We start from the raw sequence: 24,018 nt of genomic DNA, 5'->3' as shown, positions 1-24,018 counted from the left end.
GCCCGATCGGTCCGACCGATCAGCGGACGATGCTGGCGACGACCTGCTGGATGTCCCCGCGCATCCCCCAGCCGGTGCCGAGATCCAGCGCGAGGACGGTGGCCGCGTAGACGACCGCGCCGGTCACCGTCATGACGACCAGTTCGAGCCACGCCGGGAGGGCGACCACGCTCCCGACGTACCAGGTGGCGGCGGCCATCACGCCCGCGGCGACCAGCGGATACGCCGTCTCCGAGAGGATCCGCAGACTCGTCGTCTCGAGCAGCTTCGCGGTGATGTAGAGGTTGATGGGCATGCTCACCAACAGGTTCACCCCGAGGACCAACACGGCGGTCCCCGTGATGCCCCAGCGGACGGTCGCCGGATAGATGAACGCCGCGATGACGAGCACCTTGAGGAGCGAGGTCTTCGTGATGTAGTCGGGGCGGCCGACGCTCTTCCAGAGCGCACCCATCGTCTTGCCGACCGCGCGGTAGACACCGTAGCCCGCGAGGAGCTGCATCGCGGGCACCATCGGGAGCCACTCGCTCCCGAACGCCGCGTCGACGAACGCCGGTGCCACCACGGCGAAGCCGATCCCCATCGGCACCGCGACGAACGACACGAGCCGGACCGTGTTGAGGTAGCTCTCGCGGAGTCGCGGCAGGTCGGTCTGGAACTTCGAGAACGCGGGGAACATCACGCCGGCGATCACCTGGCTCAACTCGGCCGCGGGCGCGTTCGACATCCGATAGGCGTACTGGTAGTACGCGAGCGCCACGGGCGAGAGCAGCCAGCCGACGAAGACGTCGTCGCCCTCGTTGTAGAGGAAGTAGAGGATCGACGACCCCGTGATCCACTTGCCGAAGTGGATGAGGTCGGCCGCCGCCTGCCGGTCGAAACCGATCCCCGGGCGGTGGTCGTGGATGAGATACGAGGCGACGAGGCGGACGACGTCGGCCGCGAGGAACGCGCCGATCCACGCCCACGCCGAGGGGTCGATCAGCGCGAGGACGAGCCCGGTAAAGAAGAACGCGAGCGTCCCGCCGGTGTTGTAGACGAACAGTTTGTGATACTCGAGGTTCTTCTGGAAGTAGACGACCGCGGGGTTCTTGAGCCCGCGGAGGACCGCCGACACCGAGATCACCTGGATGAGCGACACGGTGGCGGGTGCGTCGAACAGGCGACCGATGAACGGGGCCGCGAGGAAGAGGACGGTGAAGACGAGGAGGCCGCGGGCGACCTCCAGGGCGAGGACGGTGTCGAGGTAGCGGTCGACGTTCTCCTCGACGCGCTGGATGAGCGCCTCGTTCAGTCCCACCTCCGTGAGGCTCCGGAGGGCGCTCATCGAGACGAGCGCGATCCCGACGAGGCCGAGTTCGAGCGGGCCGACGAGCCGCGCGAGGACGACGAGAAGGATCAGGGGAAGGAGCCGGTCGACCATGTTCTGGCCGAAGAGCCAGACGGCGCTCTTGGCGGCGCGCTGGCCCGTCCCGCCGCTTGGGACGAGCCGTTTGACGAGTGAGGAAAGGCGGTGCATGATGGCTGTGTCACTGAGTCCCGGCTCGTCGCACGGCGAGGGCGACGGGAGGCTGAGTTGGCGCTACTACCGCTGGCCGGGGCATTGTTATACCGCGGATAACCACCCGCTCGCCCACCAGCAGGCACAACCAGTCTCACGGTTCGCGTCGGCGTTGCCGGGGTTAACGCGCGGCTAAGCGCGAGCGGTCGGCGGGGCACTCTTCCCGTTCGCGGTCGGTCGCGGACCGGGCGGCCGATACCGTCGATGTCGACGACCGTCGCCCCGTCCGGGCGCGCGTCGAGGAGGTACAACGGATGACGCCCGCCCATGGCACGGCCGCGACCGAACCGGGAGACATCGCCGCAGGACGGACGCTGACCGGCCCGCCTCACGACCTGGAACGTGAACACCCGGGGCCGACAGTTCACACGGAACATGCGACGTGCGTACCGCGACGAACGGCTCTCGAATCGTACATAAGAAGGCTTATTCGGCGGGCCGGAACACCGGAGAACATGGTCGAGTTCGACGTACCGGAAGTCGATTACACCCGGTACACGAATCGCCAGCTCGCGGCGGTGCCGCTCGCGTTGCTCGCCGTCTCCCTCCTCGTCATCGCGGGATGGACCGTCGTGACTGGCTCACCGGTGAATCCTGGGTTGGACTTCACCGGCGGCACGGAGCTACGTATCGCGCTCGATTCCCCCGACGGGCAGGCTCGGGAAGAGATCCAGGCGGCCTTCTCGGCGGAGCCGGAGTCGATCCGTTCGGTCCCCTCCGACGGGACGTACATCGTCACGTTCCAGTCGGGTGCCGCGACGACGTCCGAGATCGAGCAACAGGCCGAGGCGGCGGGCTTTCAGATCCGTTCGATCGACGCCGTCTCCGCCGCCTTCGGCGGTGAGACCCAGCAACAGGCGTTGCTCGGCGTCGTGGTCGCCTTCCTCGGCATGAGCGTGCTCGTCTTCCTCATGTTCCGGACGTTCGTCCCCTCGATCGCCGTCGTCATCTCGGCCTTCTCCGACATCGTCATCCCCATCGCGCTGATGAACCTCCTCGGCATCGAGCTCTCTCTGGGGACCGTCGCCGCGCTGTTGATGATCATCGGGTACTCCGTCGACTCCGACATCCTCCTGAACAACCACATCCTGCGGCGGTCCGGTGACTTCTACGAGTCGACCTACCGCGCCATGCGGACCGGCGTGACGATGACCCTGACGTCGATCGCCGCGATGATCGTGATGACCGTCGTCGCCACGCTGTTCGGCATCTCCCTCCTGGCGGCGATCGGCACCGTGCTCGTCTTCGGCCTCACCGCCGACCTCATCAACACCTACCTGTTGAACCTCTCGCTGCTGCGGTGGTACAAGTTCGAGGGGGTGGCCCGATAATGGGCACCATCAGGGACAACTGGCGGATCCTCCTGCTCGTCGTCGTCCTCATCGCGTCGACGTTCGCGCTCTTCTCGCCGACGGTCAACGCGGGCGAGAGCGCGGGCGGGGCCGGCACCGCCTCCGAAGGGATTACCAACCTCCAGTACGGCCTCGAACTCTCCGGTGGGACGCGGATCCGCGCGCCGCTCGTCGGCGTGACCGCCGAGGAGGTCGAGGTCGACACCGCCGACTCCCGTGATGTCGCCCGCGAGGTCGCCGCCGAGTTGGACGCGGCCGATCCCAGCGACGTCATCGTCCGCTCGACCACCCAGACGACCGCGACCGTCGAGGTGACCGCCGAGGGCGTCACCACCCAACAGCTCGGCTCGACGCTCGACTCGCTGGGCTACTCGTACGGCTCGGTTCGTGAGGGCGTCACCGAGCCGACCCGTGCGGAGGTCGTCCGCGTCCTCGAGAACAAGATCAACGAGGCGGGCCTCTCCGGCGGGACGGTCCAGCAGGTCACGACCGCGACCGGCGGGCACTTCATCCTCGTCGAGGTTCCCAACGAGGACCGCTCCGACGTGGTGGACCTCGTCGAGTCCCGCGGGTCGGTCCGCGTCGACATCTACTACCGCGAGAACGGCACGCAAACGACTCGCGAAGGGGTTCTGACGGGCGACGACTTCCAGAACATCGGCACCGCACAGGAGTCCGAACGCGGCCCGTTCGTCCCCGTGACGGTCCGTGACCAAGCCGCGGAGGACTTCCAGGCCGCGGTGGTCGAGACGGGCGTCGCCCAGCCCGGCGGGACGACGTGTACGTACGAGCAGAACCCCGCGGGCACCCAGCCGTGTCTGCTCGTCATCGTCGACGATCAGGTGGTCAACTCCTTCGGCATGTCCCCGGGGCTCGCCCAGAGTATGAGCTCCGGCAGCTGGGCCGACGATCCTGGCTTCCAGCTCACGACGCGTAACTTCTCGGAGGCACAGACGGTCTCGATCAACCTCCGCGCCGGCGAACTCCCAGCCCGCCTCGATCTCGAAGGCGAGGACGGCGGCACGTCGTCGTTCATCTCGCCCAGCCAGGGTGAGAGCTTCAAGACCGACTCGGTCATTACCGGCATCATCGCGGTCCTGGCCGTCGCCGGCGTCGTCTTCGTCCGCTACGGCGAGGCCAAGGTCGCCCTGCCGATGATCGTCACCGCCTTCTCGGAGGTGCTCATCCTGCTCGGCTTCGCCGCCGGTATCGGCTACGCGCTCAACCTCCCGGCCATCGCCGGCTTCATCGCCGTCATCGGCACCGGGGTCGACGACCTCATCATCATCGCCGACGAGGTGATGGCCGAGGGCGACGTCTCCTCGCGGCGGATCTTCCAGTCGCGGTTCAAGAAGGCGTTCTGGGTCATCGGCGCGGCCGCCGCCACCACGGTAATCGCCATGTCGCCGCTCGCCGTGCTCTCGCTCGGCGATCTCCAGGGCTTCGCCATCTTCACGATCCTCGGCGTCCTCGTCGGCGTGCTCCTCACCCGGCCGGCGTACGGTGACATCCTCCGGGTGCTCCTCACCGAGGACCGCTGAGGGCCACTGTTCCTGTCGAGCCCGCCCGCGTTCGGACCCGGACGGCGACCTCCCGTCCGTGGCCGGTACTTCTCACCGAGCGCCGTCCCAGACGCCGACGGTTCCCGACCGGTGAGAAGCGCCGATCGACTTATCGACCCCGTTCGCGTCGGTCGGCCCGTACCGTCCACCGACCGACCCCGTCAGTACCCATGTCTGGAACGCCACACCGCCGAGACGGCGACGCCTCGCCCACAGACTCCCCAGCCGCGGCCGGCGCGGTCGTCGCTGCCGACGCCCCGCTCTACGTCGCCACCGTCGTCACGGCCGTCGACGGCACGGACGAGTGTACCGTCTTCCCCGTCGGCCTGAGCGACGACGACCTCGTCACCACGTGGGTCTCCGCCGCGGAGGGATCGTTCGTCCCGCTCGCGGAGATGCGCTGAACGCTCGCGTCGACCTCGCCACGCACGGACTCAGAACTCGTCGAGCGCCGACTGTTCGGCCGCCCTGAGCACGTCGTCGCAGGTCTTCCACGACGCCCGCGCACAGTCCGGTAGCGACCCGTGATCGCGGACGTACTCGCGGAGGAACGCTCTCGTCGCCGGGTCGCTCGGATAGCCGCTCCCGACCTCGCCGTACTCGTCGGCGAGCGCCTCGACGTGTCGGTCGCGCTCGACCTTCGCGACGATGCTCGCCGCGGCCACGATCGGATCACTGGCGTCGGCCCCGTGTTCGGCCCGCACTTCGACCGTGACCCCCCGGTCGTCGACGCCCGCCGCGACGCGCCGCGCGAAGCGTGACTCCGAGACGTCGCCCGCGTCCGCCGAGACCGCGTCGCCGTCACCCGCGACGCCCGCGAGCGCCTCCGCGTGGGCGTCGACGGTCAGCGTGTTCATATCCGTCTCGGGCGCGTCGATCCGAGACGTGGTAACGACCGCGACGCCGACCCCCTTGGCGACGGCGTGGATCCCGGCGGCGAGTTCCTCGCGGCGAGCCGGCGTGAGCCGTTTCGAGTCGTCGACAGCGGTGGGGAGCGCGTCGGGGTCGACCCGGACCGCCGCGGCGACCATCGGCCCGAGCACCGGCCCTTTGCCCGCCTCGTCGCTCCCGATCCGCACGGGTGTGGACATTGTCGTGGCTTCGGATCTCCGCGGACGGAAAAAACCGTTTCCTTGTGTGCGGTCGGGACGGCCGGGACGTGGAGCAAACGGGGAGCCGCGGACGCCGAGTCGTCTCGGGACGCGTTCGCGGCGGTCGGGGCGGCCCAGCGCGTCCGGCCGGGAGTGGGGACCGCCCTCACCTCACCTCACTCCACCTCACCTCAGTTCACTCCGCGGTCTCGCTCTCGCTTTCGGCTCCACCCTCGCCGCCGTCGTCAGATCCGTCACGGAAGTACGCGTCGTCCTCGAACGGTTCGTCCTCGCCGTAGACCCCGACGACGTCGAGCGCCGTCACCGTCGCGCCGACGCGGAGCAGCCCCGCCAGGCTGGGTTCGGTCCGCCCCTCGTCGCCCGAGACGAGCTCCTTGATGTAGAGGCCGCCCTGACCGTGGATTTCGACGGTCGCGTGCCGGGCGTCCTCCCACTCGCCGGTCGCCTCGTACACCTCCCTGGTGCGGGTGAGGTTCGCCCGCCGGTGGTCGACGCGCTTCGGGGTGTACTGTTCGACCGTCGCACCCGCGAGTTCCGACAGCGCCTCCTCGAACGCCTCTCGTGAGACGTCGTCGTCGAACGCCACCGTGGCGCGGTAGCGCTTGGAGGCGTCGAGCTGCTTCACTCGTTCGACCATCTCGTACGTCGCCAGCCGGAGCCCCTCGACCTCCGCCCGGCCGGCCGCGTGGTCGTTCACCAGCCGTTCGAGCGGTTCGACGCTCACCGTCCGCCGTCTGGGCTCGTGCACCTCGACGACGAACGGCCGGCCGGTGCCGAGCATCAGCGCGTCGACGTCCTCGCGGCCGGCCCCGTGAAACGTCGCCGCGGTCCCCTCCATCGCGTCGCGGATGGGCGGGGCGACCAGCCCCTCGACGCTCGCCTGATAGAGGTAGCCCGTGCCGTCGCACTGTGGGCACTCGCGGTCCTCACCCAGGACACCCCGGCCGTCACAGCGGCCGCAGGGCCACTCGGTCTGGGGGATGTCGCGTTCGAGTTTGCGGTAGCGACCGTAGACGAACGCGGAGTTGATCGTCGCCGATACCTCGTCGGCCGCGACGTCGACGAGGAACTGCACGTCGGGGCGTCCGAACTCCACTTCGGTGCCCGTCAGCCGGCCGACCCGCTTGCCGACCTCGCGGTTGAACTCCGATTTGAACTGCTCGCCCGCGTCGATCGCGAGGCCGGCCTCCTCGCGCAGGAGCGCCTCGTTCTCCTCCACCAGGGGTGGCGTCCGCGTCCCGACCTGGTAGGTGTCGAAGTCGACGCCCTCGACGGCCGCGACGGCGCGCTCTGCCCACTCGTCGAACCGGGCGCACTCGCCCTCACAGACCCAACACTCCTCGGTGGGCGTGGGCTCGAACGGTTCGTCGGCGTCGAGCGCGCGTGCGACGCGTACCGACCGCCCCCGCTCGGCGTTCGTCAGCCCGAAGCTCCGGTCGGCGAACACCCGACCGAGGCAGGCGTCACAGACCGGGCCCGTCGCGTCGAGGGCCCGGCCGTCGTCGAGAAGGCTCATACGCGTGGGTGTATCGGCGGGGGTAACTGTCTTGCGTTGCGCGGTGCAGTCGTCGTGTGGCCGTCGGAGCCCCGTTTGAGACCAGGCCTGTCGGGGCCGACCGAGAGCCAGTGAGCGCCTGATGGACCGGTCCGTGTCTTGATCGGGAGCTGATCGGTCGGAGAGTCGGATTGCGGGCGGCACATAACAGGGTAGCAGTCGCTAGCGCGGCCAAACACCACACCGCATCGCGGTCAGTGTCAGGCCGGTCCGCGCGCCCGTGTACTAGTCTCGCACCTGCTTCACTCGCGTGATCGACACAACCCGTCACGTCTCCCTGCGGATCGACACGACTCACGCGTTCACGAATCAAACGAACCCGAACCGCCCGAGTAACCACCACGCCGCCACGGCGGCGCCGACGCTCACGAGGAGAAAGGCGAGGGTCAACAGCACGGTCACGACGAGGACGTACCGGCGGTCAACCGCCCCGCCCGCGGGGTCGTCCATGCGCGATTCCAGGAGAGCCAGGTTCCGGCTGTTGGCCTTCCAGACGGCGTCGAAGAGGTCGCCGACGACCGGGAGAGAGCCGACGACGCTGTCGACGGCGACGACGAGGAGCATCCGGGCGAGTGTCGCCCGCGGCACGCCTAGCGCCGCCGCCTGCGCGACGACGTACGCCGACGCGACGCTCGTCGGCACGTCGCCCACGCCCGGGACGAGCCCGATCAGCGGGTCCAGCCCGATCCGGTAGTCGGTTCCGGGGACGGTGAACAGTTCGTCGAGCGCGTGCGTCAGCCGTCGGAGCCCCGCGAGTTCCGTCGCCTCGTCGCGGGCGACCCGTTCTCCTTCCCCCTCCCGTTCTGTCTCCGCGTCGGCCGCCCCCCGCATGCCACCGACCGTGGCATCGTCGTCCACCGACCGCACCCCGCCGGTCACGGCTCGTCCTCCGACCCCGGGTCGGCCTCGTCGTCGGGGTGGTCGACGAACTCGGCGTCGACGGCTTCGATCCCGACCGCCTCCATCAGCGCCGTCGCCGCCTCGGAATCGGCGTCAATGTCGCACGCGACCGTCGTCCGGACGCGGAGTGTGAGGTCGTTGAGGCCGGGACGGACCCCGGTCACGTCGAACGACTCGACGCGGTCGACGGCCGCCGCGCGGCGGAGGCGCTCCGCGACCGCGTCCTGCAGGTCGCCGCGGCCGTCGCGGGGGACGCGAAGGTTGAGCCGTGCCTCGACCAGTTCGGACATTCGTCTATCTCGTTACCGTCACGGCCGACCGACAAAAAGACTCGCTGCGGATCCCCGTCGGTGTCGCTCCCTCACCGGTGCGCCAGCGCGGGCTACCCGATGCCGACGAGCCCGAGCGTCCACCGGCCGCCCTCCGAGAGGGCGAACAGCCCACCCTCCGCCCGGGTGAGTTTGCGCCCGGACCACAGCGCGACGACGGTCGCGACGACGACGAGCAGCTACGCGACGCTTTCGAGCGCCGACGGGCTCACGACGAGCGGCTGTATCGCCGCGCCGAGCCCCATGATGCCGAGGAGGTTGAACACGTTGCTCCCGACGACGTTCCCCACGGAGACGCCGACGCTCCCCTGTCGCATCGCGACGAGCGACACCGCGAACTCGGGCGTCGACGTTCCCGCGGCGACGATCGTGCCGCCGATGACCCACTCCGGGAGGCCGGCCGCCCAGGCGAGTCCCGAGGCCGACTCGACCATGACGTGACCGCTCACGAGCACGAGTCCGCCGACCAGGAGCAGGCCGTCGCGGCCTCCGAACGCGGCGCGCTCCGTGAGACCGGTCGTCAGTGTCGCCGATTCGCCCGATTCGCCCGGTTCGCCCGATTCGCCCGATTCGCCCGGTTCGCCGTCGTCGGTCGCGCTGGTCCGCAGCAGGTACGCCGTGTACAGCACGAGCGACCCGACCAGGACGACGCCTTCGATACGGGTGACGACTAGGTCGAACAGCGCCGCCGCCCCGAGGAGGGTCGAGGCGACGAGCGCGATCCCGTCACGGTGAACCAGCGACCGTTCGACGGGGATGACCCGGATCAACGAGACGACACCGAGGACGAACGCGAGGTTGTAGATGTTCGACCCGACGACGTTCCCGACGGCGATGTCGCCGAGCCCTACCAGCGCCGCGTCGGCCGTCACGACGAGTTCCGGCGTCGAGGTGCCCATCGACACGACGGTCAGCCCGATGGTGAGCTCCGTGAGCACGACCTAGCGGGCGAGTCGAACGACCGAATCGACGAGCAGCCGCGCCCCGATCCAGAGGCCGCCGACCGACGCGACCAGCCCCGCGATCTGCACCGCCGTGCCGAATCCAACCATCGTCGGGGGTCTCTCGCGACGAACGCAAAAGCGGTCGGCGTCTCCCCCGCGGGCGAGCGGACCGAGCCGTCGTGGCGGACGGTGATGGGCACCGAGGAACAAAAGCGCTGGCTCCGCGCCGAGACCGGCGGGCTGGTCGACATGCAGTGGGGACCGAACCCGCTCGTGCACGAGGGCGAGACGGTCTGTACGATCACCGACCACTTCAGACACGACGAACACGTCGTCACCGCGCCGTTCACGGGGCTCATCGTGAGCGTCCTGGAGAACCCCGTCGCGCTCCCGTGACACCCCATCTGTCACCTCGTCCGGATCACCGACGAGACCGCACGGGGATCGAACGGGAGATCACTCGCGGCGAGTTCGACGGTTACCGGTCGTACGGCCAGCGGTGGATGGCCGACGACGAGGAAGCGGAGTGAGCCGACGGGCGAGCACGACCCCGCTCAGTCGGCGCGCCCCTCGGCGACCTCCTCGGTCGACACGGCCGGCACCTCGGCCCCGCTGGTGGTCGCGATCGGCTCGGTGGGAGCGACGACCGCGCGGTCCCCACCCGAGAGCGTCCGGAGCGAGAGGACGAGCGCCGCCCCCACGACGACGAGGCCGCCCGCGACGGCGAACGCGGTCAGGTAGCCGAAGGAGGCCGCCCAGCCGCCGAGGACCCCACCGATCCCGCCCGCGACCGCTCCGAGCGCCGTGTGGACCCCGAGCACCTCGCCACGGACGCTCGGTGGCGCGAGCCGGGTGACGATAGCGGTCCCGACGACGGCGATGACCGCCCACGTCAGCCCGATGGCGAAGAGACCGACGCCGGCCGCGGCGAGGCCGACCGAGACCGCGCCGAGGCCAGTGAACACGGCCACCAGCGGGAACAGGAGGCCGCGAGCCGCGAGCGCGCCCGACTGAAGTAGTCGCACGTCGTACGTCGACGCGAACCGCCCGGCCCCCTCGTACAGGACGGCCGAGGCGAGGCTGGAGGCCAGATAGAGGCCGAACACCTGCCCGGAGCCGAAGCCGACCCCGGTGAAAAACAGCGGGAGCGGGGCCCAGAAGGCCGCGAAGCCGGTGAAAAACAGCGTCGCGGCGGCCAGGTAAGTCGCCAGCGCGGGGTTGACCTTCCCCGCGAGCCGCCGCGGGTGGATCCCCCGCGTCGTCCAGTACAGCCGGTTCGGCGAGAACGCGAACGTCGTTCCCTTGATCCCGCGGCGGGAAATCGACAGGATCCGGGCGATCCGCCGGACCCGTCGCTCGCTCGTGACGCGGTCTTCGGGTGCGGGGTGCGGAAGCGACCGCACCGCCCCGAGCGCGCTCGCGCCGGCACAGGCCGCGAGCAACCAGAACAGCGCCCGCGTGGTCGAGCCGCCGCCACCCACCTGCGTCGCCACGAGAGGCCAGGCCGTGCCGAGGACGAGCCCGCCCGCCCAGCCGTACCCCTGGTACTTGTTCAACAGGCCGATCCGCTCGGTCCACGCCGACTCGGGCGCGTCGTCGACGACGAGCATCGTCAGGACGGGCGCGACGCTCGCGACGACGAGCCACAGCGCCGCGTTCGCGACGATGATCGCCGTGATGCTCGACAACAGCGGGATCACCGCGAGCGTGACCGCGACGCCGGCCAGCGTGAGCACCACCAGCGTCCGCCGGTGTTCGACCCGGTTGGCGAGTCGGCCGAAGGCGATCGCGCCCGGCGCGCCGATCACGGCCGCCGTCGCCGCCAACAGCCCGAGTTGGACCGGCGACGCCCCCAACTGGACGATGTATAGCGGGACGAGCAACGACGCCCCACCGAAGGCGACCGAGCCGAGCCCCCACGCGTAGAGCCAACGCTGTCTCATGTATCGGACCTCGTGAACGTTCGACTAAGGGCTACCGATCGATCCGATTCGAAAGCGTTGGCGTCGGGTGTTCTCGCGCCCTCCGCGTGGCACGTCTCGATCACGCGGGGCGGTCGGCGCGGGGGAGCAGCGCGGGACACGGGGCGTCTCGCCGCGTCGGGGACTGTCTCTCCTCTCTGCTCCGCCCCTCCGCGGTCACGGTGGTACCGAGTTCGACACGAGGGACCGATCGCAGTCCTCGAACAGCCCCACCGAGCGCGCAGACCGACACACTGGCCGCCGCCCGTAGACATATGCCGTTGCTCTCCCACCGTCGGGTATGGACGTCGCACTCGTCACGGTCGGCGACGAACTCCTCGCGGGCGACACGGAGAACACCAACGCGACGTGGCTCTGCCGCCGGCTCGCGGAGCGGGGGGTCACCGTCACTCGGGTCCTCACGATCCCCGACGACAGAGCGGTGATCGCCGATTCGGTGCGGGAGTTCTCCCGAGCGTTCGACGCCGTGATCGTCACCGGCGGGCTCGGCGGCACCCCCGACGACGTGACGAAGGTGGCTGTCGCCGACGCACTCGACCGCGAGTTGGCCGTCGCCGCCGACGTCCGGGAAGGCATCGTCGAGAAGGCACAGGCGTACGCCGAGCAGTACCCCGACCTCGCCGACGCGTACGACCTCGACGTCGACTTCGACGCGCAGGCGTCGATCCCCGAGGAGGCGCGGCCGCTCGTCACCGAGGAGAGCTTCGGCCCGGGCTTTGTCGCCGCGAACGTCTACGCGTTCCCGGGCATCCCCGACGAACTGTACGCCATGTTCGAACTCGTCGAGAGCGAGTTCGACGGCCGCGTCGTCTCGGAGACGCTCCACACGCCCGCCCCCGAGGGGGCGCTGAACGACCGTCTCACGGGGGTTCGCGAACGGTTCGATGTCGCCGTCGGGAGCTACCCCGGAAAGGGGCGGATCCCGACGCGGATCAAGCTCTCGGGCGACCCCGAAGCGGTCTCCGAGGCGATGGCGTGGCTCCGCGACCGGGTGGACGTGACCGACCCCCCGGCGACCGGCTCCGGCCCGAACTAGCCGTCGGCGGGCCGCTCGACGCCGCGGATCTCGAAGCGCGCTCCGCCCGCCTCGGAGTCGACGATCGACAGTTCCCAGCCGTGCGCCAGCGCGATCCGGCGCACGCTCACCATCCCGAAGCCGGTTCCGTCCGACTTCGTGGTGTAGCCCGGCTCGAACACCCGTTCGCGCTCGGCGTCCGGGATGCCCGACCCGTCGTCGGCGACGTAAAACCCCGCTCCGTCGTCGAGCGGGCCGACGGTGACCGCCACGGTCGGGCCGCCGTGTTCCACGCTGTCGTCGGCCTCCGGCCGACTGCCCATGGAACCGTGTTCCACGCTGTCCTCGTGAGCCTGCGAACGAGAGCTCGTCGAGCCATGCTCAACGGTGTCTCCGGACTGTCGTGCAGGCCGGTTGCTCGTCGAGCCGTGCTCGACTGAGTTCCGGAAGAGGTTCTGTAACAGCCGCGTCAGCGCCCGCTCGTCGGCGCGGATCGGCCCCACAGCTTCGACCTGGAGCGTCGCCTCGGCGGTGTCGATCGACGTCCAGAGCGTCCGCGCCACCTCGGCGAGGTCGACGTCGCGCACGTCGCTGACGACGCTCCCCTCGCGCATGACCGTCGCGAGGTCGTCGACGAGCGTCCGAACCCGGTCGAGCGACTCCCGGGCGGCGACGACGTGCGTGGTGTCGCCGGTCTCCGCCGCCAGCTCCAACCGCCCTTCGAGCGTCACCAGCGGCGTTTCGAGGTCGTGTGCGAGGATGTCGCCGAACGTCTCGAACTGCCGCGTCCGTTCTTCGAGCCGCCGCTCGTTGGCCTTCCGCTCGCTGACGTCGCGGAAGTACACCGACAGTCCCGTCTCCGAGGGGTACGCCCGCACCTCGAACCAGGTTCCGAGCGGTGGGTAGTACTCCTCGAACGACACGGTCTCCTGGCTCTCCATCGCCCGTTGGTACTCCGCCTCGAAGGTGGAATCGACCGCGCCGGGGAACGCCTCCCAGACCGACTCCCCGAGGAGCTCGTCGGCGGTCCGGTCGAGCACCCGTTCGGCCTGCGCGTTGAGGTAGGTGAAACACCACCCCCGATCGAGCGCGAAGAAGGCGTCGGACACCCGGTCGAACATCGCGGCCTGTTCCCGCCGCGCCTCGACGCGCTCTGTGACGTCATCCTGGAAGCCGACGAAGTTCGTGACCGCCCCGTCGGCGTTGCGAAGGGGACTGATCCACACGCGGTTCCAGAACGGCGTGCCATCCTTGCGATAGTTGCGGAGTTCCACCGTCACCGGCTCCTCGGCGGCGATCGCCTCGCGCATCTCGGTGACCGTCTCCGGAGCGGTCTCCTCGCCCTGCAGGAACCGACAGTTCTCGCCGAGGATCTCCGACTCGGCGTAGCCGGTCAGCCGCTCGAACTCCCTGTTGGCGTAGACGATGCCGTTGTCGGGCAGCGCCGGGTCGGTGACGATGATCCCGATCGGCGCGGCCTCCATCGCCCGGTTCTTGACGAACAGTTCGTGCTCCCGGCGCTCCGCGGCGGAGATGTCCTGCACGGTGAACACCCGCTCGCCGCCGGCTGTCCGCGAGACGGCGATGTCGGCGAGCAGCCCCGTCCCGTCTCGGTGGCGCATCAACACCTCGCCGGTCCAGCCGTCGCCCGCCAGCGCCGCCCGAAGCCGCTCGGCGTCGTCGTCGTCGACGAGCGCCGTGACGGACACGTCGACGAGTTCGCCCTCCTCGTAGCCAAACGTCTCCTCGAACGCCCGGTTCGCGTAGACGACCCGGCCGTCGTCGTCGAGGAGCCCGATCCCCTCCCTCGCGGTCTCGATGGCGTCGACCCGCTGTCTGAGGTCGCGCTGGGCGCGGTACTGCGAGACGAGGTTCTCGATCCGGTTGGCGAGGACGGTGTACTGCTCCGTGCCGCCGCCCTTCTGGAGGTAGTCCGAGACGCCGGCGGAGATCGCCTCGGCTGCGATCTCCTCGCTCCCCCGCCCGGTGAAGAGCACGAACGGGAGGTCGGGATGCGAGTCGCGGACCGCTCGGAGCAGGTCGAGCCCCGTCTGGCCGGGCATCTCGTAGTCGGAGACGACGCAGTCGAACGCCCCCGATCGGAGCTGTTCGAGCCCGGCTGGCACGTCGGTGGCCGTCGTGACGTGACAGGCCGAACACTCCTGTTCGAGAAACACCGATACCATCTCCGCGAACGCCGGATCGTCGTCGACGTGGAGCAGGCGTATCGGACGGTCAGTCATCGTAGACGCGATCGACGGGGGGGCTGAGTCATTCTACCGTTGGCTGGTAACGGACGGATATATTTGTTGTGGGCAACGAGGCGCTCTCGTTCCCTTGGGGACGCGGATACGCCCGCTCACCGCTCCTCGCGGAGCTCCATCTCGGCGACGGTCTCGTACGGATCGAGCCCGTTGCGGATGCAGTCCAACAGAAAGAACGCGTCGCCCGGCGCGAGGAAGTGCCGACAGACGGCCTCGCCCAGTGGTGTCGCCTCGAAGCCGTCGATGAACTCCCACTCGAGCAGTCGGCCCACCGACCGCGTCGTGTCGATGTCGCCGAGCATGCGGTCGTTCAGCCGTTTGGCGCGCTTGCCCGCGACGATGACGTTCGCCAGCGTCTCCTCGGCGGCCGCCGCCTCGTCGTACACAGTCGAGACGTCCTCCATCTCCCCCTTCAGGAGTTTGAACGCGACCTCGTCCTCGGTCATCTCCATCGAACCGTGGTAGGTGCAGTCGGGTTCGACGAGGAGGTAGACCGTCCCGCGGTCGTGGTAATCGGGTCGGCCGGCGCGGCCGAGCATCTGCTCGAACTCCTGGACGGAGAGCCACTCGATCCCCATCGCCAGCGAGTCGAAGACGACCTGCGAGGCGGGGAAGTCGACGCCGGCGGCGAGCGCGGCGGTGGTGACGACGGCTGCGAGGTCCTGGTTTCCGAACATCCGTTCGACGCGCTTGCGGCGGCCGTAGTCCAGCCCCGCGTGGTACGGCGCGGCGTCGTAGCCGATCTTGCGGGCGAGTTCGTGACACCGCCGCCGGGAGTTGGTGAAGACGATCGTCTGCCCGCGGTACCCCTTCGAGGACTCGCTATCGAACTCCCGCGTGACGAGTTTGTCGATGATGCGTGCCTTCTCCTGGCCGTCGGCGAACGTGACGTGCCGCTCGATCGGAACCGGACGCTCCTCGAACTCGATGAGCGTCGCTTCGAGTTCGCGGGCCAGCCACTCGGGGTTGCCGACCGTCGCGGAGAGGTAGATCCACTGCGCACCCTCGTACCCGCCTCGCTTCCCCACCCGTCGCTCGCAGTAGTGTTTCAGCCGCGAGATCATCCCGTCGAGGCGGTGGCCGCGCTGTTCTTCCTTGAGCGTGTGGACCTCGTCGATGACGACCGTCCCGACGTCGCCGAGGTCCCGCCCGGTTCGGAGCGCGTGGTCGACGCCCTCGTAGGTGCCGACGATGACGTCCGCCGAGGGGTCGAACGCGGCGTTCGAGTCCGAGATACGCGACGCGCCCACCCTGATGGTCACGTCGACGATGTCGCCGTACCTGTCCGCGAAGTCCTCGTGTTTCTGGTTGGCCAGCGCCACCAAGGGAACGAGAAAGAGGAGCTTACCCTTCCCCTTCAGGACCCTATCGATCCCCGCGAGTTCGCCGACGAGCGTCTTTCCGGTCGCCGTCGCGCTCACGACCAGCTGGTCCCGTCCCTCGAAGAGGCCGTTCTCGACCGACAGCGACTGCACGGGGAGCAGGGTGTCGAACCGGCCTTCGACGCGGGACTGCAGCGTCGGGTGGAGGTCGAGCGACGAGGTGGGGACGGGGTCGACGTCCTCGACCGTCGCCGACACCTCGTCGAACTTCGTGAGTTCGGGGTTCAGCCCGCCGGCGAGGAGGTTCGTCACCTTGTCGAGATCCCCCGTTTCGAGGAGGAGCTCTTCGAGCCGCTCTTTCGCCGCGCCGGTGATCGACCCCGAGTACGAGAGTTCGCGTTCGAGTTCGCGGCGGGCGCAGTCGGGACAGACGTAGTCGCGGTCGGCCTTGATCGCGGTCTCCCCCGTGATGGGCGAGTACCGACCGTTCGAGGCACAGTAGCGGCAGGTCCGGACCGTCAGCGCGTCGAGCTGGTAGCCGTCGAGCATCTCCGTCAGCCGCTCGCGGGCGCGTTTGGAGGTCTGCTGGGAGATCCGGATCCGGGCCGCGCGTCGGGCGAGTTCGACGAACTGCCCCGGGTCGCGGGGCTCCTCCGACGACCCGCGCTTGATGCGGAACTTCGCCGGGCGGGGCCCCGCGGAGGTCTCCTTCAGTTCGAGGATCGCGCGGAACACCCGACTGCCGTCGCGCTGGACCACCACGAGGAAGTTCTCGCCCACCTCGTGGAGGAACAGCGTGTCGACCTGCCCGACCTGCTGTGACACGACGCGTGCTACGGGGAGCGGGTATTTCAGCGGTTCGTCTCCCGGTCGCCGTCGAGCGGGACGAGCGACCCCGACGGCGGCCGGAAGCGGAAGGGCGTTCCGCAACACGCCCCGTTTATCTCGCGGTCGCTGCTACCGGGGTACTGTGTTCACCATCGGCGGGGCGGGATCGTCCGCCTCGAAGCAGACAGCGCTCGTCGTCGGGCTCGTCAGCGGCTCGCAGTTCGTCAACCACGCGTTCCTCGTGCTCTTGCCGCCGGTGCTCCCGATCCTCTCGGCGGATCTCGGCGTCTCCATCTCGCTGTTGGGCGTGGCGATGGGCGTCCAGGCGCTGGTCAACACCGCCTTCCAACTCCCGTTCGGCTACTTGGCCGACCACTACGATCGGACGATCGCCCTCGGGGTCTCGTCGGTGCTCGGCGCGCTCGGCGCGCTGATCACGGCGCTTGCGTCCGGCTTTCCCGAACTGGTCGCCGGACAGGTCGTCCTCGGAATCGGCGTCGCCGGCCACCACGCCGCACACTACCCGCTCCTGTCGGACGCCACCACGGAGGACACCCGCGGCCGCGCGTTCGCGGTGTACAACTTCGGCGGCAGTCTGGGCTTCGCGACGCCACCGGTGGTCTCGACGTTCGTCATCGCGGTCGTGGGGCTCACCTGGCGTCACGCGATCGGCCTGGTGGCCGTGGTGGGACTCGCGTACGCGGTGGCGGTCACGGCCGTCTTCGCCTGGCGCGTCGACGACGCGATCACGGCACCGAACGTCGAGGCGTCAGTGACCGACACTCCGCTGGCAGACCGCGTCCGCACACAACTCCGGGCGCTCGTCGCGGCCCCCGGCATCCTCGCGGTGGCCGTCCTCACCCTGCTCTCTTCGACCGCCAACTGGGGCGTGACCTCCTACGCCGTCGTGTTCCTGACGGACGCCTACAGCCTGTCGCTGGGCGTCGCGAACGTGGTGTTGACCGGGCTGTTCGTCGTCGGCGCGGGCTCGATCCTCTTCGGCGGCTACCTCACTGATCGCTTCGGCGGCGGCCGCGTCCTCGTCGTCAGCTTCGTCGGCCTCACCGGCCTGCTCGGGCTCGTCTCCGCGGCGGTCGTCCCCGCGGTCGTCGCCATCGGGCTGTTCCTGCTCCTGGGTGGTGTCAGGAGCCTGGCCAGCCCCGCCCGAGACCAGTTGACGGAACGGTTGGCCACCCGCGGCACCGTCGCGAAGAGCTTCGCGATCGTCACGATCGGGATCATGCTCGGCAACGCGATCGCGCCGCCGGTGTTCGGCTACCTCATCCAGCGCGTCGGCGTGCAGACGACGTTCTTCGCGATCACTGGCGTCGCCCTCGGAGCGACCGTGGTCACGCTCCTCGTCGTGGTCACGTTCGTCGGCGAACCGAGGCCGGCCCCCGTGACCGACGGCTGAGCCGCCGCTGTCAGCGTCTCGGTTCGACGCCGGCCGCCCGGTCAGCCCTCGTCGACCAGTTCGATCGAATCGTCGCCGTTCGGCACCGCACAGAGGAACGCACCCTCCTCGTCGCCGTCGTTGCGGTACCAGTGGACCGTCCCGGCCGGAATGAGGAGTGAGTCACCCGCCCGCACCGTGAACTCCTCGTCGTCCAGTCCGACCGTGTACTCGCCGTCGAGCACGTACTGTTCGTGTTCGACCTCGTTCGTGTGTCTCGGCACCTCGGCACCGGGCGCGAGCGTGAAGCGCCGGATTGCGAAGTGCGGCGCGCCGTCGGCGTCGGAGACGAGCACGCCCTTTCGCATCCCGTCGGCGGCCCCGACGTCCTCGTACGCCACGTCGGTCGCCCGTCGGACGAGCGGTTCCGTCTCGGTGTCGGTCATGTCGACACCCAGACCGCCGTCGGAGTAAGTTCTGTCGGCGCGCCGTCCCCGGCGGTGGATCGCCGACCGCCGACCGCCGACCGCTGCGCCGTTTTCGGACTCACTCGACGCCCGAGAGACAGGTCGGTTTAAGAACGTCCCCCGACTAGAGCCCCGTATGCGAGGAATCCGTATCGGGAGCGCGTTCGGTATCCCCATTCGTCTCGACCTCACCTTTCTCCTCGTGCTCCCGCTGTTCGCTTGGCTCATCGGCTCCGACGTGGCTAACCTCACCGGCGTCATCAACGGGCTGTTCGGCACCGCTATGGCGCCGGAACCGCTCACGGTGGGATCGATGCAGTGGATCCTGGGGAGTGCGGCCGCGCTCGGCCTCTTCGTCGGCGTGTTGCTCCACGAGTTCGGCCACTCGCTCGTCGCCATGCGCTACGGCTACGAGATCGAGTCGATCACGCTCTGGCTCTTCGGCGGCGTCGCTCGCTTCACCGAGATCCCCGAGGACTGGAAGCAGGAATTCACCATCGCCATCGCCGGCCCCGTCGTGAGCGTGCTCATCGGCGTCGTCTCCTACCTCGGCTTCGTCGCCCTTCCCCTCGGCGACCCCGTGCGGTTCGTCCTCGGCTACCTCGCGCTGACGAACGTCGCGCTCGCGGTGTTCAACATGCTCCCCGGCTTCCCGATGGACGGCGGCCGCGTCCTCCGCGCGCTCCTCGCCCGCAACCGCCCCCACGCCCGGGCGACGCAGATCGCCGCCGAGGTCGGTAAGGTGTTCGCGTTCCTGCTCGGGATCTTCGGCCTGTTCGCCAACCTCTTCCTCGTCGCGCTGGCCTTCTTCATCTACATGGGCGCGTCCAGCGAGGCCCAGCAGACGGTGATGAAAGCCGCGTTCCAGGACGTCGTCGTCCGCGACATCATGACCCCCCGCGAGGAACTCCACGTCGTCGACGAGCGCACCTCGGTCACCGACCTCATGGGCCGGATGTTCCGCGAGCGCCACACCGGCTACCCGGTGATGGACGGCGACCGACTCGTCGGCATGGTCACGCTCGACGACGCCCGCGGGATCAGAGAGGTCGAACGCGACGCCTACCGCGTCGACGACGTGATGTCGCGCGAACTCGCGACTATCACGCCCGACGCCGACGCCATGGAGGCCATCGGGACGATGCAACAGCGCGGCGTCGGGCGACTCCCGGTCGTCGACGATTCGGGCGAGTTCGTCGGGTTGGTCTCCCGGTCGGACCTCGTCACCGCGTTCAACATCATCCAGTCGCGCGGCTCGCTCGACTCGTTCGCCCGGGAGCCGTCGTTCGACGTGCGGACCTGATCCGATCGACGTCGCCCGACCGGACGTCTCGTGGGCCGACCCCGCGACGGACGTGATCATCAACGGTTAACACGCTGCCGTGTGATCTCCCGCCCGCAACGTATGTCCCTGGACATCTCCAAAGCCCTCTCCGACGGTTTCAGTCGCACGTTCGAGCGGAACGGACTCCTGCTCATGCTCGTGTTTCTGGCCTTCGGCGCAGTCAACGCGGTGGCCGGACAGACGCTCTCGGCCGCCGCCGCCCGCTTCGCCCGCCAGCAGCTCGAACAGCTCCCACCGGGGGCGATGGCCGGTCCAACCGGTCCGGCCGGTCCGGCCGCCGCGTTCCCCGGAGCCGAACAGACGCCGCTCGCACTCCCCATCCCGCTGCCGGCGGCGATCGTGACAGCGCTCTTCATCGCCCTCGTCGCCGAGGCCGTCCGGATCGTCGCCGTGCGCACGCTCGTCAGCGACGAGACCGAGCGCATCCCCGAGTCGTTCGTCTCGCGGAACATCGTCATGGCCACGCTCAACGGCTTCGTCGGCGGCATCGTCGTGCTCATCCTGGTCGCCGTCGGCCTCCTCTTCCTCGTCGTTCCGGGCGTGTTCCTCGCCATCTCGTTCTTCTTCGTCCGCCAGGAGATCGCCGTCGAGGACCAGAACTTCGTCGACGCGCTCTCGGCGAGTTGGGAGCTCACCTCGGGGAACCGCCTCGGCCTGTTCGGACTCGCGCTGGTGCTGGTCGTCATCGGCCTCGTCGTCAGCGCGGTCGCCGGGGCAGTCGGGTTCGCCGGGATCGCGATCCTGACTACCGCCGTCACCACCGTCGTCGGCGCGGTGACGACCGTCTTCAGCGTCGCCGTCGCCGCGCGGGCGTACGACCAGTTGAAGTACCCGTCCGACACCGTCGGTCACGGCGACACCGGCTCCGAGTGGGACGTCGAGGTGTAGTCGCCGCGTCGATCGGATCGGTCGGACTCCCCGGTCGGAAGTCGGTGCCGACCCGCTGACGCCGTCCAACTCGTGTAACGTTTATGATCGTGGCTTGCCATCTCCCGGATATGGCAGACGTACTCATCGTCGGCGGCGGCCCCGCCGGCCTCAGCGCCGCACTGTTCACCGCGAAGAACGGCCTCGACGCGGCGGTCTTCGACACGGACGGGACGTGGATGCACAAGGCTCATCTGTTCAACTACCCGGGAATCGGCTCCGTCGACGGGTCGAACTTCATGGCGACCCTCCGCGACCAAGTCGACGATTTCGGCGTCGAGCGCCACCAGGCAGAGGTGACGGCGGTCGACGCGACCGACGACGGCTTCACTGTGACGACCGACGACGGCGACCACACCGCCGACTACGTCGTCCTCGCCACCGGCGCGAACCGTGACCTCGCCGAGGGGCTCGGCTGTGCGCTCACCGACGAGGGCATCGTCGAGGTCGACGTGACGATGGAGACCTCGGTCGAGAACGCCTACGCCACCGGCGCGATGGTCCGCGCGGAGGAGTGGCAGGCCGTCATCTCCGCCGGCGACGGGGCCGCGGCGGCGCTCAACGTGCTCACGAAGGAGAAGGGCGAACACTTCCACGACTTCGACACGCCCGCGACCGCCGAGGAGGTCCTCGGCTCGCTCGTCGACGAGGCGTGACTGCCCGGTTCGTGGCGGCCACGTCGACGTGACGTCAGGGGGGTCGCCGTCGGGCGCGTGGCGCGGACGCGACCGACTCAGGCCTCGACCTGCGCCTCGCCGATCGGCACTTCGATCTCGTTCGTCCGCATGAACGGCGGCGTCCACGGGTCGTCGTACTGGAGGAGCACGGGAATGCCCCGCACGTCGATGCCCCGATCCGCGAGCCGTTCGAGCAGGCGCTCCCGTTCGGCGTCGACCCGCCGCTCCGTCGCGTACCAGGAGAACCGCCGAACTGCGACGATCCGCGGCGGTTCGAGCACGAGCCGAACCTCGGGGTCGGTCGGCGTCGGTGCGGTCTCCAGGGTGGTGTCGGAGGGCAGGTAAAACGACATCGTCACGCCCTCCCCGTCGTGTTCCGACCGATCGGGGGCGATCGTGGAGACGGTTTCCCCGCGGACGTCGACCATCCTGACGGGAGCGGTCATGGAGAGCGAGTCGCCGCGGGTCGCGACGGGTGTCGTCATCGCGATCTCCTCGGCCGCCTCGTTGGCCCCGGTGATGTAGCCGAAGAGCCGCCGGAACGCCGTCCGCTGGTCGGGTGCCGTCGTTTCGGCGAGTATCGCCCGGTGGTACTGACGGATCTCGACCCCGTCGAACTCCGCGAGGGTCTCGAACGGCACGCGCTCCGTCTTCCGCGCGACGTACGCTCCCCACCCGATCCACAGCGCCGCGAGCCCACCGATCCCGAGCACGAACTTCTCTCGCGTTCTCATACGGGCGTACACGACCGCATCGGGCAAAAATCGCCTTCAGCATCGGCCTGAACGACCTCGCGGAGCGACTGTCTCGATCGGCCTGAACGATCTCGCGGAGCGACTGTCTCGATCGGCCGGAACGACCGAGGCGCGGTCCGGGTCAGCCGTCCCGCGTCGGTACCGACACGAGGGCGACGCGGGACGGCCGACTCTCCTCAAAGCGTCGATGGCCCCGTGAACGACTGGCAGGATCTCGCCGGTCCCCGCTCCGTCGTCGGAGGGATACCACCCACCCAGTCAGTACGCAAATTATCAGTTCGACAGGTATCTATTATTTCAAATATATCTGGTCGGGCCAGTCGTGACCGGAGCCGTCGTCCCGACGGTCAAATACGGCTCAGACGACTTAAAAAGCCGGAAGAAGCCTTTTTTCGGGCGGACCACGGAATAACAGTGGATGCGCGGGAGACGAAGCAGGGGAACGGAACAGAACCGTCCAATCAGTGGATCCTGCCACGCTGACCGCCTCGAACGTCGTCGATCCTCCCATTTACGAGTCGGTGACCGTATTTATTCTTCTCACAGAATGAATCAAAAACTGACTGGATACAAATACTACGGCCACGTCGGGCAGTGGTGTCCGGTGACGGGAGCAGGCTCCGCACGTCGACGTCCTGGCGAGTGTTCGATCAGGTCGAACGATATCCACGTCAGAGACGCCGCGATGAGCGGGGAAGACGGCTCGCGACGTGTCACTGACGGCCGACGAATCTCGGTCGGTCACAGGGGCGATCCTCGGATAGCGAACACGCGGTTCCGCAGAGATCCGACACAAGGCGACACGATACGTTGTCGCGGCTCGCGGTTCGAACGAGCAGCCGTGTGGTGGAATCAGGGGCTGTTCGATCCCGCGGGCCGGCGACGACGACGCCGTTCGACGTGAGCGGACGGTATAAGTGACTGGCCGCAGTACGAGCGGTCATGTCGTCACGAAGCAACGGCGGGGGGATCCGTTCCGACGTGAAGTTGCTGTCGATCATCGAAGAGCTCGCCGAGCTCCACAGAGCGGGGGTGACGACGCTGTCGGACCGGCTCGACATGCCGAAGAGCACGGTGCACGCGCATCTGCAGACCTTACACGACGAGGAGTACGTCGTGAACGAGGACGGCCAGTACCGGCTCGGACTGAAGCACCTCTACTTGGGGACGGTGGTCAGGGATCGGATCCCCGGCTACCGATTCATCAAGGAGAAGGTGGACGAACTGGCCCAGACGACGGGCGAACGGGCCCAGTTCATCGTTGAGGACCACGGGCACGGCGTCTACGTCTACCGGGCGGTGGGGCCGAACGCCGTCGAGACCGACTCGGGGACCGGTAACCGCGTCCCGCTCAACGCGATCTCGGCCGGCAAGGCCATCCTCGCGTTCATGCCGCGCGAGCGTGTCGAAGCGATCCTCTCCGACGTCGGGCTCCCGGATCGGACGGACAACACGATCACCGACGCGGACGAGTTCTGGCGGGTGCTCGAAGAGATCAGAGCCGACGGCTACGCCCACAACTACGAGGAGAGCACGGCCGGGCTCCGAGCCGTCGGCGTCCCCGTGCTGAAACCCGACGAGGAGGTGATCGGCGCGATCAGCGTCAGCGGCCCCTCCAACCGGCTCAGGGGTGAGCGGATCGAGCAGGAGATCCCGAACGAGATCCTGGGCGTCGTCAACGAGATCGAACTCAACATCCGGTTCTCGTGAGTCGCCACCGGCTCGGCC

General features: G+C 68.8%; 19 protein-coding genes and 2 pseudogenes. 10 read left to right on the top strand and 11 right to left on the bottom strand.

Annotated features, from left to right (window positions below; all coding sequences use genetic code 11):
* Nucleotides 1–19 precede the first annotated feature (19 nt).
* Nucleotides 20–1,519, bottom strand: a complete 1,500-nt coding sequence (locus NKJ07_RS14070; RefSeq protein ID WP_318567437.1) for a lipopolysaccharide biosynthesis protein — start codon at nt 1,517–1,519, stop codon at nt 20–22.
* A gap of 497 nt (nt 1,520–2,016) precedes the next feature.
* Here NKJ07_RS14070 and secF point away from each other — a divergent pair, with 497 nt between their 5' ends.
* From secF to NKJ07_RS14055, 3 genes are all read left to right on the top strand, one after another.
* Nucleotides 2,017–2,892, top strand: coding sequence for a protein translocase subunit SecF (gene secF, locus NKJ07_RS14065; RefSeq protein ID WP_318567436.1), 876 nt, complete (start codon nt 2,017–2,019; stop codon nt 2,890–2,892).
* Complete coding sequence (locus NKJ07_RS14060) at nt 2,892–4,454, top strand: preprotein translocase subunit SecD (protein WP_318567435.1); 1,563 nt, start codon at nt 2,892–2,894, stop codon at nt 4,452–4,454. Before secF ends, NKJ07_RS14060 begins: the two co-directional genes overlap by 1 nt.
* A 191-nt stretch (nt 4,455–4,645) precedes the next feature.
* Nucleotides 4,646–4,879 carry a DUF7511 domain-containing protein gene (locus NKJ07_RS14055; RefSeq protein ID WP_318567434.1) on the top strand — a complete coding sequence of 78 codons (234 nt, stop codon included), beginning with the start codon at nt 4,646–4,648 and terminating at the stop codon, nt 4,877–4,879.
* A gap of 30 nt (nt 4,880–4,909) precedes the next feature.
* Here NKJ07_RS14055 and rnhB read toward each other — a convergent pair whose 3' ends face one another.
* The 5 genes and pseudogenes from rnhB to NKJ07_RS14030 form a co-directional block, all read right to left on the bottom strand.
* Nucleotides 4,910–5,554, bottom strand: coding sequence for a ribonuclease HII (gene rnhB / locus NKJ07_RS14050; RefSeq protein ID WP_318570464.1), 645 nt, complete (start codon nt 5,552–5,554; stop codon nt 4,910–4,912).
* A 208-nt stretch (nt 5,555–5,762) separates the two neighbouring features.
* On the bottom strand, nt 5,763–7,103 hold the full coding sequence (locus NKJ07_RS14045; protein WP_318567433.1) for a tRNA pseudouridine(54/55) synthase Pus10: 1,341 nt from the start codon (nt 7,101–7,103) through the stop codon (nt 5,763–5,765).
* A gap of 348 nt (nt 7,104–7,451) precedes the next feature.
* Nucleotides 7,452–8,021 (bottom strand): DUF4112 domain-containing protein, encoded by a 570-nt coding sequence (locus NKJ07_RS14040; RefSeq protein WP_318567432.1) that lies wholly within the window; start codon nt 8,019–8,021, stop codon nt 7,452–7,454.
* Nucleotides 8,018–8,332, bottom strand: a complete 315-nt coding sequence (locus NKJ07_RS14035; RefSeq protein WP_318567431.1) for a hypothetical protein — start codon at nt 8,330–8,332, stop codon at nt 8,018–8,020. The genes NKJ07_RS14040 and NKJ07_RS14035 overlap by 4 nt, the downstream gene beginning before the upstream one ends.
* Before the next feature lie 92 nt (nt 8,333–8,424).
* Nucleotides 8,425–9,423, bottom strand: a pseudogene (locus tag NKJ07_RS14030) (sodium:calcium antiporter).
* 102 nt (nt 9,424–9,525) lie between these two features.
* Here NKJ07_RS14030 and NKJ07_RS14025 point away from each other — a divergent pair.
* Nucleotides 9,526–9,845: pseudogene (locus tag NKJ07_RS14025) on the top strand (succinylglutamate desuccinylase/aspartoacylase family protein); the annotation flags it as partial.
* A gap of 24 nt (nt 9,846–9,869) precedes the next feature.
* On the opposite strand, the gene NKJ07_RS14020 reads toward NKJ07_RS14025, so the two are convergent.
* Nucleotides 9,870–11,258 (bottom strand): MFS transporter, encoded by a 1,389-nt coding sequence (locus NKJ07_RS14020; protein ID WP_318567430.1) that lies wholly within the window; start codon nt 11,256–11,258, stop codon nt 9,870–9,872.
* Between the two features lie 319 nt (nt 11,259–11,577).
* Between NKJ07_RS14020 and NKJ07_RS14015 the strand changes: the two genes are divergently transcribed.
* Nucleotides 11,578–12,333 carry a competence/damage-inducible protein A gene (locus NKJ07_RS14015; protein WP_318567429.1) on the top strand — a complete coding sequence of 252 codons (756 nt, stop codon included), beginning with the start codon at nt 11,578–11,580 and terminating at the stop codon, nt 12,331–12,333.
* Here NKJ07_RS14015 and NKJ07_RS14010 read toward each other — a convergent pair.
* Nucleotides 12,330–14,555 carry a PAS domain S-box protein gene (locus NKJ07_RS14010; protein WP_318567428.1) on the bottom strand — a complete coding sequence of 742 codons (2,226 nt, stop codon included), beginning with the start codon at nt 14,553–14,555 and terminating at the stop codon, nt 12,330–12,332. The two genes, NKJ07_RS14015 and NKJ07_RS14010, sit on opposite strands and share 4 nt — an antisense overlap.
* A gap of 116 nt (nt 14,556–14,671) precedes the next feature.
* Entirely contained in the window at nt 14,672–16,723 is a 2,052-nt protein-coding gene (locus tag NKJ07_RS14005) for a DEAD/DEAH box helicase (RefSeq protein WP_318567427.1), read from the bottom strand.
* A 145-nt stretch (nt 16,724–16,868) separates the two neighbouring features.
* Here NKJ07_RS14005 and NKJ07_RS14000 point away from each other — a divergent pair, with 145 nt between their 5' ends.
* The gene (locus NKJ07_RS14000) at nt 16,869–18,140 is read left to right on the top strand and encodes an MFS transporter (protein WP_318567426.1); all 1,272 of its coding nucleotides are present in this window, start codon (nt 16,869–16,871) and stop codon (nt 18,138–18,140) included.
* 41 nt (nt 18,141–18,181) lie between these two features.
* Here the strand turns inward: NKJ07_RS14000 and NKJ07_RS13995 are convergent, their stop codons facing one another.
* A complete protein-coding gene (locus NKJ07_RS13995) occupies nt 18,182–18,565 on the bottom strand; it encodes a cupin domain-containing protein (protein WP_318567425.1) in 384 nt (127 codons plus the stop codon).
* 157 nt (nt 18,566–18,722) lie between these two features.
* Here NKJ07_RS13995 and NKJ07_RS13990 point away from each other — a divergent pair, with 157 nt between their 5' ends.
* The 3 genes from NKJ07_RS13990 to NKJ07_RS13980 all read left to right on the top strand — a co-directional run bounded on the left by NKJ07_RS13990 (nt 18,723) and on the right by NKJ07_RS13980 (nt 21,514).
* Nucleotides 18,723–19,889 carry a M50 family metallopeptidase gene (locus NKJ07_RS13990; protein WP_318567424.1) on the top strand — a complete coding sequence of 389 codons (1,167 nt, stop codon included), beginning with the start codon at nt 18,723–18,725 and terminating at the stop codon, nt 19,887–19,889.
* 102 nt (nt 19,890–19,991) lie between these two features.
* A complete protein-coding gene (locus tag NKJ07_RS13985; protein WP_318567423.1) occupies nt 19,992–20,819 on the top strand; it encodes a DUF7847 domain-containing protein in 828 nt (275 codons plus the stop codon).
* 110 nt (nt 20,820–20,929) lie between these two features.
* A complete protein-coding gene (locus NKJ07_RS13980) occupies nt 20,930–21,514 on the top strand; it encodes an NAD(P)/FAD-dependent oxidoreductase (protein ID WP_318567422.1) in 585 nt (194 codons plus the stop codon).
* Between the two features lie 77 nt (nt 21,515–21,591).
* On the opposite strand, the gene NKJ07_RS13975 is transcribed toward NKJ07_RS13980, so the two are convergent.
* On the bottom strand, nt 21,592–22,269 hold the full coding sequence (locus NKJ07_RS13975; protein WP_318567421.1) for an SOUL family heme-binding protein: 678 nt from the start codon (nt 22,267–22,269) through the stop codon (nt 21,592–21,594).
* Between the two features lie 963 nt (nt 22,270–23,232).
* On the opposite strand from NKJ07_RS13975, the gene NKJ07_RS13970 reads away from it, so the two are divergent.
* Nucleotides 23,233–24,000: an IclR family transcriptional regulator gene (locus tag NKJ07_RS13970; protein ID WP_318567420.1), complete on the top strand. Its 768-nt coding sequence runs from the start codon at nt 23,233–23,235 to the stop codon at nt 23,998–24,000.
* The last annotated feature ends 18 nt before the right edge of the window (nt 24,001–24,018 follow it).

Source organism: Salinigranum marinum (assembly GCF_024228675.1).
GTDB classification, from domain to species: Archaea; Halobacteriota; Halobacteria; order Halobacteriales; family Haloferacaceae; genus Salinigranum; species Salinigranum marinum.
This window is presented reverse-complemented; position numbering and strand designations above follow the sequence as displayed.

Coding starts and splice junctions, on each gene's coding strand:
- NKJ07_RS14070 (WP_318567437.1), bottom strand. CDS start 1,519: ATGCACCGCCTTTCCTCACTCGTCAAACGGCTCGTCCCAAGCGGCGGG.
- secF (WP_318567436.1), top strand. CDS start 2,017: ATGGTCGAGTTCGACGTACCGGAAGTCGATTACACCCGGTACACGAAT.
- NKJ07_RS14060 (WP_318567435.1), top strand. CDS start 2,892: ATGGGCACCATCAGGGACAACTGGCGGATCCTCCTGCTCGTCGTCGTC.
- NKJ07_RS14055 (WP_318567434.1), top strand. CDS start 4,646: ATGTCTGGAACGCCACACCGCCGAGACGGCGACGCCTCGCCCACAGAC.
- NKJ07_RS14045 (WP_318567433.1), bottom strand. CDS start 7,103: ATGAGCCTTCTCGACGACGGCCGGGCCCTCGACGCGACGGGCCCGGTC.
- NKJ07_RS14035 (WP_318567431.1), bottom strand. CDS start 8,332: ATGTCCGAACTGGTCGAGGCACGGCTCAACCTTCGCGTCCCCCGCGAC.
- NKJ07_RS14020 (WP_318567430.1), bottom strand. CDS start 11,258: ATGAGACAGCGTTGGCTCTACGCGTGGGGGCTCGGCTCGGTCGCCTTC.
- NKJ07_RS14015 (WP_318567429.1), top strand. CDS start 11,578: ATGGACGTCGCACTCGTCACGGTCGGCGACGAACTCCTCGCGGGCGAC.
- NKJ07_RS14010 (WP_318567428.1), bottom strand. CDS start 14,555: ATGACTGACCGTCCGATACGCCTGCTCCACGTCGACGACGATCCGGCG.
- NKJ07_RS13995 (WP_318567425.1), bottom strand. CDS start 18,565: ATGACCGACACCGAGACGGAACCGCTCGTCCGACGGGCGACCGACGTG.
- NKJ07_RS13990 (WP_318567424.1), top strand. CDS start 18,723: ATGCGAGGAATCCGTATCGGGAGCGCGTTCGGTATCCCCATTCGTCTC.
- NKJ07_RS13985 (WP_318567423.1), top strand. CDS start 19,992: ATGTCCCTGGACATCTCCAAAGCCCTCTCCGACGGTTTCAGTCGCACG.
- NKJ07_RS13980 (WP_318567422.1), top strand. CDS start 20,930: ATGGCAGACGTACTCATCGTCGGCGGCGGCCCCGCCGGCCTCAGCGCC.
- NKJ07_RS13975 (WP_318567421.1), bottom strand. CDS start 22,269: ATGAGAACGCGAGAGAAGTTCGTGCTCGGGATCGGTGGGCTCGCGGCG.
- NKJ07_RS13970 (WP_318567420.1), top strand. CDS start 23,233: ATGTCGTCACGAAGCAACGGCGGGGGGATCCGTTCCGACGTGAAGTTG.